The following is a 9,906-nucleotide window of genomic DNA, read 5'->3' as shown; positions in this document are numbered from 1 at the left end:
TTTTGATTATGAAATCAATAAAGCTATCACTTAAATCAACTGCTTTTGTCATTTCTTTGGTTCTAGGATTATCTTTTCTCGTTGTAAATTCTTTCAGTTATGGATCTTCAGAGGGTTACTGGAAATTGGACAGCACCAGTATTGACAGTAAAGATTTTAGCGATTCATCGGGTCGAATGAATGCGGTTTATGAAATCAAGCATGGTGGTCCTGAAGATGGATTTGATGCTGTGGTTCAATTGGGTACCATTGAATCTTTTGGAAATGGTGTCTACAAGGCTGGCTTAAAGTGGGTACCCCTTCCAACTGTTCTTGTTCCAAGCGAGAAATATACTCTCGACCTTCAGTTGGCACAAATTAAGTCCACCACAAAACTCATGATAGGTGCAAACGCAAGTATGTCTCACGGAATAGAATCTGTTCCACCTCCTCCAGGCAAATCGGGAGGACCTTTGAAAATTTCAGTGCAGACATTTTCTACTGAAGGAAGAGAGTACAGCCAGCAATCCTTAATCTATCAACCATTCCCAAAGCAGTCAAACACTGGTTTACCCTACATAGTGCAAATCAAGTTTGTTGCTGACTCCACTAAAGATCACTATACCTTCAATTATATCTATACATGGGTTGACGGCCCCGTACCTGCTTCAAATGAAATACAAATCATTCTTAATGGTCAACCCTTGGTGACAGATGTCTCTCCGATTATAGTAAATGGACGAACCCTTCTACCGCTTAGAAGCATTCTTGAAGCACTTGGTGCAACAGTAGAATGGAACTCCACAACACGAACCGTTACAGCAACCAAAGGCTCAACAATTATCCAGCTTGTCATAGATAGTTCAACAGCAACCGTTAACGGTACTCCTCAAACACTTGATGTTCCAGCTCAGATCAAAGACGGGAGAACACTGGTGCCTGTCCGTTTCTTGGCGGAAACCTTTGGTGCCACCGTTTTATGGGATGGTGTAACCCGAACCATCACCATCTATTAGAGGTTCCGGCCACGAAGGAATCAAAATAAATGAAGGCTTCATTAACCTTTCTGCTTGGAACATGCTATAAAAAGGCCCTGCCACTCAAATATGAGCTTGGCAGAGCCTTTTTGTTTCTAATATTCCATTTTAAGCCTAACCGTTTCTGGTCACAGCGTAGGAATGTCTCACCTGGCTTGTCTTGTAGAACAGTCCCATTATTGCAGCCACTATAAGAATTGCAGCTGATACGTAGAATGCCATTTCATAAGAACCTGTTGCATCGGCTATCCTGCCACCCAGTATCGGGCCAAATACGCCCCCTGCTCCCCATGCTGAGAACATGACCCCATAATTGAGACCAAGGTTTTTGGTGCCATAGTTGTCTGCACATGCAGAAGGATACACTGAAAGCATTGACCCGTATGCAAAATAGATGGTAGCCGCTGCAATCAATACTGTGGCAAAGCTATTTAGTCCGTTGAAAAGGAATAAGGCCAATGCCTGAAGAACGTAGAGAATAGACATTGTTTTACCCCTACCAAGTTTCTCTGATATGACCCCTGCCATCGGTCGTCCAAGGGCATTGGCAACTGCTGCAAAAGCCACAAGCTGAAGTGCGGCACTTTCTCCAAGCATCACTTTTACTATTGGCTTTAAGCTACCTATGGTCATAAGTCCACCCGTTGCACCTGCAAAGAACATGAACCAAAGCATATAGAACTGCTTTGTCCTAAGCATCTCACCTACAGTCCTGTCCTCAACTGGTGGTTTTGCATCCTTGTTGGTTGAAACCACTGGTTTATCAGGATTTTTCACAAATTGTGCCAGAGGTAATGTCATGCATAGAAATATCACACCCATGATCCTGAAAGAAGTAAATACATCATATCTGGAAAGTAGAAAATTACTAAGTGGCACGATGTAGAGGGTCGCAAGACCAAATCCTCCAACGACAATTCCCGATATCAGCCCCTTCTTTTCAGGCGGAAACCATTTTAGTGCCGGCGGTGTTGTGGATGCGTAGCCAAGACCGATCCCTGATCCAGCCAGAACCCCGAAGGATATTGTAAGTCCCAGTATGCTTGTCATTGATCCAGCCAAAATACACCCCAAACCTATCAATAGTCCCCCGATTGTTACTACCTTCTTTGGTCCTATTTTATCCTGTAGACGTCCTGCGGGAATCATTACAAGTGCAAACATTATAATTGCAACTGTATATGGAATGGAAGTTTCCGTATTGCTCCATCCCAAGGTTTCCTGAAGTTTTCCTGCAAAAATGCTCCAGGCATAAAGCACCCCAAAGGCTAGATTAATTCCTGCTCCGGCTGCGACCACAATCCAGCCTTGTTTATTAGATTTCAAATTGCATCCCCCTTAGTGATTTTATAAAGTTTCTATCTTCATAGTGTAGCTTGTTGATTCTAAGCAATTACTTAATAAGGCAAAGAGCCTCTTAAGATCCTTCACTTTGTTTATAACTTGCCTAACGCCTGATCCAAGTCTGCAATCAGATCTTCCACATCTTCAATCCCAACGGATAAACGAACCTGTCCGTCATATATCTCCACTGCTTCTCTCTCTTCTTCTGTCATGTCGAAATGGCTCATGGATGGGGAGTGTTGAATCAGGGAGTCCACGTTCCCAAGACTTGTAGCCAAGCTGAATATCTGAACATTGTTCAAAACAGTTTTGGCGGATTCCAGTCCACCCTTGATATTAAAGCTCATCATACCTCCAAAGCCTTTCATCTGCTTTTTCGCGGTCTCATGGCTAGGATGATTACCAAGCCCAGGATAGTATACTTTTTCCACCATGGGATGTTTCTCAAGATACTCAGCCACCTTTATGGCGTTCTCGCAGTGACGCTCCATTCGAACTCCAAGAGTTTTCATACCCTGCATAATCGTCCAGGCGGCAAAAGGATCAAGTACAGCTCCAAAGCACTGCATAAAGGGCATCCTGCATCTGTCTATCAGCTTCTTGCTTCCTGCAATTACACCAGCTGTAACAGTCCCGTGCCCGTTCAGATATTTTGTGGCACTGTGAACCACAAGATCCGCTCCATGAACCAATGGATTCTGTAGATAGGGTGAAGCGAAGGTGCTGTCCACAACTAGGTGAATATTGGGGTGGTCCTGTTTTATCCCTGCAATTGCTTCAATATCCGTAATCTTCAATACAGGATTTGCCGGAGTCTCCACGTAGATGACAGTTGTGTTTGTCTTTATTGCCTCTCTCACTGCATTCACATCGGTTGTATCAACAATTGTGTAGTCCACTCCAAAGTTCGGCAGGATTTTCGTAAATAATGCGAAGCTGCAGCCGTAAATTACATCTCCAAAGATAATATGATCTCCTGCCTTTACCAGTGACATCACTGCAGTTGAAATGGCTCCAAGTCCGGAACCAGTTCCAAGAGCTGCCTCAGCCTTTTCCAGATGGGCAATCTTTTTCTCAAATTCGTCCACTGTGGGGTTCCCGAACCGGCTGTAGACAAAGCCCTGATCGATGTTCTGATTTAGCCTGACGGCTTCATCGTAGTTCGGAAGTATATATGTTGACGTCTGATACAAAGGACTTACGTGAGATCCGGTAACCGGGTCCAGTGTTTGTTGTGCATGAATTACCTCGGTGTTTCTTTTCATTAGAATTCCCTCCCAAGTCAAATTTGCATCCTACACCACTATTTTCTTCAATGGGCTTACTAGACTCCTAATAATGCTGTTCCTCCACACAATTTAAGTTGTTGGATATTGTTAAGAATCCAGACTTTACTCCTACTAGTTTTCAAGGTTACTTCAGTGACTTAACCCAAATTCAGTATATATGGTCAGGCGCACCAAACCTCATTGTATGTGATTGACTAAGAAATGTCAATATAAAACAGACAAGTATATGAGTAAACTTGGAGATAGTATTATTACTTGCTAAGTTATAGTCAAAACCGCCGTAATCACTTTCAAAACATGATTACGGCGGTCTTTATTTCTACTCTATTAATTAAGATTGATCATGGTTGTTTCCAGTTTTTTTGCTTCAAATTCTCCAATTCTAAAAATCATATCTAAAGTCCTTGTACTCCATGTTGATCTTACCAATTTATTTTTGGTCCTTATAGCCTTCCCTTAATAACTTATAGTCTCCTGTTTCAACATTCAGGTCGTAGATGTTGAAGTTTGTGTTCATGTCAAATCCTTCAAGGTGTGTTGCAAGGTTTATGGAAGCAGATCCATTTTCCCCACTGGTTATCCTATGGAATACATGTGTGGTCCAGGTAACCAGACCTCCCCCTTCCAAAATCCTTTCCCCATTGTGTTCAATATAGTCAGGTGTGATCGTGAATCTTTCAATCTTGCCATGCTCTGGTTTATAAAGCTCCACGTATCTTATTCCATGAAGTACGAACAGATTGTCCTCCTGATGGGTGTGCATGTACCAAGCCTTTTCAACAGAACCCACCTTACCTGGAGAAACAGCTCCCTTTTGGTGTATAACCCTGTCGATGGCATCAATCTTTGGTATCATTGATTGAACCATCACATCAAAGGTCACACCCTCAGTTTTTCTGAATTCTTTAAGTTTTATCACCTTGTAAAAACTCTTGACTTCCTTAACGATGTACTCCACATTATCACCCTCCTATTTTACATCCATACATGGGCAGCCTTATGAAATTTCTTAAACATCATCATATGTCTACAATAAGACTATACCCTATTTATCATTGCCATATCTATTTGGAATACCTAAATATAATTAATTAGTCCAAAAGATATGATAGAGGTTGTTGCTGCTGAAAATGTTCCCCATGCCAAATCGAGAAGTGTGAGCTTTATGGGCCAATTTTTAAGCAGGGCAAGATTTGTAAAGTTGTAGGTACCATACATGGCAAAACCTAAAAACCCACCATACCCTAGTGCTTGAATTATACTTTGCTTCTCAACAGATGGATTTATTACAAACACCAATATGGCTGCAGCGTTTATCAGATAAAATAAAATTGCTGCATGTACTTTCGCTTTTTTTGCCATAAGATGTCCAATTTGTTCTCGAAATAACTTGGGGGCTATGAAAACATGCCAAAACATATCTACAAATACGGATGTAATTAGAATTACAAGATATCGATTTATCATAATCAAAATTCCCTTCAGAATAGTCCAATGGATGGTTAGGCAATTTCACTGCTAAATTAAAGTCCTCGATGATACTTGTATTCTACAGATCAATCTCAAGCAATATTGGTGTATGATCTTGTCTTGGACCTGAATCAATCATCTCAGATTTGATGACCTTGTCAGCTATGCGATCACTGACAAGCCAATAATCAATCCTCCAGCCTGAATTGTTGATTTTACTGGTCTTAACTCGCTGGGCCCACCAAGTATAGGTATCTGTTATATCTCCATGCACATATCTGAAGGTATCAGTAAATCCCTTAGCCAAAAGGTTTGTGAAGCCTTGACGCTCCTCATCTGTAAATCCGGCTGATTTTCGATTGTTGTCAGGATGAGCCAGATCTATCTCCCTATGTGCTACGTTGAAATCACCAGTTGCGATGACATACTTGATCTTATCAAGTTCTGCAAGATAGTCTGCATATTTATCATCCCAAACCTGACGTTCTCCTAGACGATTCAGACCATCCCCTGCATTGGGAGTGTACACTTGGGTCAAGAAGAAATCATCAAACTCCAATGTGATGATTCTACCCTCGGAATCCATTGTATCCGGTGCATCAATTACCGGATAGGTGACAACAGGCTCCAAATTCTTCTTATATAAAAACATTGTACCTGCATAACCCTTTCTTGCTGGCTCAACAGAACTGTTCCATACAATTTCATAATCCGGAAACTTCTCCTTCAATATTTCCAGATGCTTTTTTGTGGGACCATTGCTTGGTAGCTTGGTCTCCTGCAAAGCGATCACATCTGGATTATGGTCTATAATTGTCTGCAACACATCCTTGGATAATAATGCACGTGCTGAACTGCTCGTCAGTGCTGCATTTAGTGAATCGATATTCCATGAAATAAATCTCATTTTTTATCCTCCTTTAATTATTCAATACTTGTGATACCCAATTGAAGCCTTGCCAATCAAAATTAACCGTCTCCGCTGATTTGTGCATAGTTTATACTAGAATTAGTATTTTTAGCTCCCCTATAAAGGGTATAGGTATATACATAAACATGTAAGCACAAGGAGGCTGAATATGACTGAACACGATTTATCCCATTTTGAAAGCAAGCTCGTAGTTAGAAATATTGAGAAGGAGGATTTTGACGAAATAATAGCATTACAGAAGCTATGCTTCCCTAAGATGATCCCCTGGGAAATTGACCAACTATCAAGCCATATAAGAATATTCCCGGAGGGGCAGATTTGCGTTGAATATGATGGAATCATCATTGGTTCAAGCTCAAGCTTGATAATAAATTTTGATGAGTACAATGAGCAACATTCGTGGGATGAGATTACAGATGAGGGATATATAACCAATCATGATCCTGACGGTTATAACCTGTATGGAATGGAAGTGATGGTTCATCCGGATTATAGAAACATGAAGATTGGAAACAGGCTGTACGAAGCAAGAAAAGAGCTTGCTGAGAAACTGAATCTAAAGAGCATCATCATTGGTGGGAGAATCCCAAATTACCACAATCATTCCTCAGAGCTAACCCCTAGACAATATGTCAATGAGGTTATAAGACACAACATCTATGATCCCATCCTTACTTTTCAGCTTAAGAATGACTTTGTTTTAAAGAGAATAATAAAAAAATACCTGCCTGAGGACAAGGCTTCATTGGAATATGCAACCTTGATGGAATGGAGCAATATCGAGTACCAAGGAAAGAGTAAACACCAGTTTAAAACTGCATATCCAGTAAGGGTCAGTGTAATTCAATATATGATGAAAAAAATCAACTCATTTGAGGAATTCGCCCACCAATGTGAATACTATGTTGATGTCGCCTCAAACTATAATTCTGACTTTGTGGTATTTCCCGAGATATTCACCACCCAACTGCTTTCCTTCGTTGACCAGGATACTCCCAGTCAGGCAGTTAGGGTCCTAACCACATTTACTGATAGATACCTGGAAATGTTTACACACTATGCAGTAAGATATAATGTTAATATAATCGGAGGTTCTCATTTCGTTGAAGAAGATGGTAAAATCTATAATATAGCATATCTCTTCAGAAGAGACGGCACAATCGAAAAGCAATATAAATTGCACATAACTCCAAACGAAAAACAATGGTGGGGGATTTCAACAGGTGATGGCATCAGGGTATTTGATACCGATTGCGGGAAAATTGCAATCCTCATTTGCTATGATATGGAATTTCCGGAGCTTGCCAGAATTGTTACTGAAAAGGGAGCCAATATTATCTTCACTCCTTTCTGTACCGATGAAAGACAAGGCTACTTAAGGGTCAGATACTGTGCACAGGCAAGAGCGGTTGAAAACCAGATATACACCGTAATCGCAGGTACTGTAGGAAACCTTACCCATGTTGAAAACATGGACATCCAATATGCACAATCCGCCATTTTCACACCTTCAGATTTCTCGTTTGCAAGAGATGGGATCATGGCTGAGTGCACGCCGAATATTGAAATGGTAATTGTTGGAGACTTGGATCTGGAACTGCTGAAGCGTACCAGAAAGTCAGGTACGGTTACTCTTCTAAGCAGCAGGAGAAATGACTTGTATGAATTAAAGGAGAGAGAAGAGAAATAGATGTTATTATAGAAATTGCTGCAGAACTTCATTACCCCAAACAAAAGTCCGGGAAGGCTCATATCAAGCTTTCTCGGACTTTTGTTTGATTTCCCACAAACACTACATGGTCATTCATGAAAATTAAATGAACCTAAGACAATCACATCTAGCAAATAGAATCCTTTCAAAATCAACCACCTTGTCCCTCTATCTTATATCATTCTTTTTATTGAAACCTTTTTAGAACTCCACCCAAGACTCTTTGCCCAGGCAAGAGCATTAGATGACTCTTCCATATCTTCTCCTTCATAAATCAAACCAAGCAAATCTGCGAATCCACTTAAGCCCCCAACATCATCAAGTACAGATAGCCCCTCTCTATTAATGCAGACTGGTTTGTGCTTATCCAGTACAATTCTTTTCGCCTCTTCCAGCTCATATTCAGCAACTATATTTTGCCCTAGTAAATCTTCACAATCACTGTACTTGGTTATTTTAATTATCCAGTTGTCTCCAAAATCATAATTATAGATGAGTTCATTGGTGACTGGAAACAAATTGTTAGAATCCAAATATTCACCCTGATTGGCAATAACCTTATTGACTTCTAACCGTTCCAATAAACTTTCAGTGCCTCCATCAATGATAATTGATGAATTTAGCTCTTCAAGAGTCAGATCAATTAACGGTGCTCTTTTTATTGTTCTCAGTTCAGAATTTTTATCCTGCTCTACTCTTTTCATATAGTCCGCAAAGACTCTCTGACCTCTACCATTTGGAAGTGTTCCAAGAGTTCATGTACATCTTGTTTCGCAATTTCCGGGTGCTCCATCATTCCTCCATATGTATAGGGGCCTGTGTATTTTCTCTTAAGCCAGACTTTGATACTGCCGCTATTATAATCATCATCCCAGAAAACATCTTCTTCAGCTTCAGATGGCGGTTGAAATAAGATCCCAACTAAATCTGCCCAGCCTTTCACGGTTCCTCCTGTTAGTCTGCCATATACTTCTTCCGGTAAATAGAAACTCCGTAAATGTGAGTTTTGCCACCCAAATAATTTTTGGATTGCATAATGCAGGTTGTGAAGTGGCATATCCGATGGTATAAGGATATCCCTAATTATTGAATCCCCACTAATAGATTCTCCGTATCTCTTAAGCATTCTCTTCTGATAGTCAGACAAGTACTCATCTTTCAACTCCAAGCGAATACGCACTGGAGCAATTTTGGATTTTGTCAAATGTGTATTATTTCCCATATTCTTCCCCTTTCTGCTCATTTGTCAAATTAAATTCAATCATAGCCATTAATCATTATATATGCATCGTTTTTGTTGTTTTAAACTTCTTTACATTCTTATCTGCCGTTTAAAACTAAAAAAAACTAAACGGATTAGGCAAATCTGGATCGTTGTAGGCCTCACAATCTTCTACCCATGACTCCATATTATCTTTTATCGTTTCCATCAATTCTGTGTAGTTTGATTTCTCAATATGCCCTCGTTTAAACATGCTATCATAGAATTTCTTAATGCTTGCTGCATTACTTCTAATTGTGCTTGGAGTTGACCACATACATTTACGGATAAAGAAATATCCAAGATAATCTTTAATATAAAAACTATCTGTTCCAGATATCATCTCCAATGGTTCCTCCCTCAGAAGATATGTGTTAATATAAAAGTCGACGTTGCTAAAATGCCTATTTATGGTTTTTTCTTTTAAACCCTTATCTTGAAGATCCTTAATAAACTCCTCCAGATAAAATTCATTTGTCTTTCTTATTTCATTGCATTTCTGTTCATAGTCGTTATGAATCATTTTGTGTTCATCAAAATTCATTATATTTTACCTCCTTCCTTTTTAAGGGCCAGGACAAATAACTTGCCCCCTTGCCCTTCTTATTCTTCTATGATTTTCAAATTAGTACTCATTCCATAACAATGTGCAACACCGTCAGTTACTTTCCCCTGAGCATATGCCATTTTACCATCATAATGAAAAAATACATCGAACAAAGTAGACCCCTCAAAATCGTAATCCATGAGTTCCTCTTTAATTATCTGTGCCATTTCATTAACATTATAACCTTTGCCTTTTAACTCTCGGATAATTTTTTTGTCGAATTTTAGTTCCATGGAATCCCTCCTTGTAATAATTGTACACTAGATTGGGACAAAAA

At 39.9% G+C, this 9,906-nt stretch carries 11 protein-coding genes; 2 read left to right on the top strand and 9 right to left on the bottom strand.

Translation table 11 applies throughout. The features are described 5' to 3' along the window. Positions 1-995, top strand: a 995-nt coding sequence (locus ACKVDP_RS13275; RefSeq protein WP_409229376.1) for a copper amine oxidase N-terminal domain-containing protein, incomplete at its 5' end; no start/stop codon positions are given. 135 nt (positions 996-1,130) lie between these two features. Here ACKVDP_RS13275 and ACKVDP_RS13270 read toward each other — a convergent pair. The 5 genes from ACKVDP_RS13270 to ACKVDP_RS13250 all read right to left on the bottom strand — a co-directional run bounded on the left by ACKVDP_RS13270 (position 1,131) and on the right by ACKVDP_RS13250 (position 6,026). Continuing rightward, the gene (locus ACKVDP_RS13270) at positions 1,131-2,342 is read right to left on the bottom strand and encodes an L-lactate MFS transporter (RefSeq protein ID WP_409229375.1); all 1,212 of its coding nucleotides are present in this window, start codon (positions 2,340-2,342) and stop codon (positions 1,131-1,133) included. 110 nt (positions 2,343-2,452) lie between these two features. After that, positions 2,453-3,625 carry a trans-sulfuration enzyme family protein gene (locus tag ACKVDP_RS13265; RefSeq protein ID WP_409229374.1) on the bottom strand — a complete coding sequence of 391 codons (1,173 nt, stop codon included), beginning with the start codon at positions 3,623-3,625 and terminating at the stop codon, positions 2,453-2,455. A 454-nt stretch (positions 3,626-4,079) separates the two neighbouring features. Further along, positions 4,080-4,607 (bottom strand): hypothetical protein, encoded by a 528-nt coding sequence (locus tag ACKVDP_RS13260; RefSeq protein WP_409229373.1) that lies wholly within the window; start codon positions 4,605-4,607, stop codon positions 4,080-4,082. A gap of 119 nt (positions 4,608-4,726) precedes the next feature. After that, positions 4,727-5,116 (bottom strand): DUF2177 family protein, encoded by a 390-nt coding sequence (locus ACKVDP_RS13255; protein WP_409229372.1) that lies wholly within the window; start codon positions 5,114-5,116, stop codon positions 4,727-4,729. A gap of 82 nt (positions 5,117-5,198) precedes the next feature. Further along, positions 5,199-6,026: an exodeoxyribonuclease III gene (locus ACKVDP_RS13250; protein ID WP_409229371.1), complete on the bottom strand. Its 828-nt coding sequence runs from the start codon at positions 6,024-6,026 to the stop codon at positions 5,199-5,201. A gap of 172 nt (positions 6,027-6,198) precedes the next feature. On the opposite strand from ACKVDP_RS13250, the gene ACKVDP_RS13245 reads away from it, so the two are divergent. Beyond that, positions 6,199-7,740, top strand: a complete 1,542-nt coding sequence (locus ACKVDP_RS13245; RefSeq protein WP_409229370.1) for a carbon-nitrogen hydrolase family protein — start codon at positions 6,199-6,201, stop codon at positions 7,738-7,740. A 194-nt stretch (positions 7,741-7,934) separates the two neighbouring features. Here ACKVDP_RS13245 and ACKVDP_RS13240 read toward each other — a convergent pair whose 3' ends face one another. The 4 genes from ACKVDP_RS13240 to ACKVDP_RS13225 all read right to left on the bottom strand — a co-directional run bounded on the left by ACKVDP_RS13240 (position 7,935) and on the right by ACKVDP_RS13225 (position 9,862). Continuing rightward, positions 7,935-8,465 (bottom strand): IS1096 element passenger TnpR family protein, encoded by a 531-nt coding sequence (locus tag ACKVDP_RS13240; protein ID WP_409229369.1) that lies wholly within the window; start codon positions 8,463-8,465, stop codon positions 7,935-7,937. Then, the gene (locus ACKVDP_RS13235) at positions 8,462-8,983 is read right to left on the bottom strand and encodes an IS1096 element passenger TnpR family protein (RefSeq protein WP_409229368.1); all 522 of its coding nucleotides are present in this window, start codon (positions 8,981-8,983) and stop codon (positions 8,462-8,464) included. Before ACKVDP_RS13235 ends, ACKVDP_RS13240 begins: the two co-directional genes overlap by 4 nt. A 115-nt stretch (positions 8,984-9,098) precedes the next feature. Next, complete coding sequence (locus ACKVDP_RS13230) at positions 9,099-9,566, bottom strand: hypothetical protein (protein WP_409229367.1); 468 nt, start codon at positions 9,564-9,566, stop codon at positions 9,099-9,101. 59 nt (positions 9,567-9,625) lie between these two features. After that, positions 9,626-9,862 carry a hypothetical protein gene (locus ACKVDP_RS13225; protein ID WP_409229366.1) on the bottom strand — a complete coding sequence of 79 codons (237 nt, stop codon included), beginning with the start codon at positions 9,860-9,862 and terminating at the stop codon, positions 9,626-9,628. Positions 9,863-9,906 lie beyond the last annotated feature (44 nt).

Source organism: Gudongella ferriphila, assembly GCF_046224405.1.
In the GTDB taxonomy this organism is placed as follows: Bacteria; Bacillota; Clostridia; order Tissierellales; family Tissierellaceae; genus Gudongella.
This window is presented reverse-complemented; position numbering and strand designations above follow the sequence as displayed.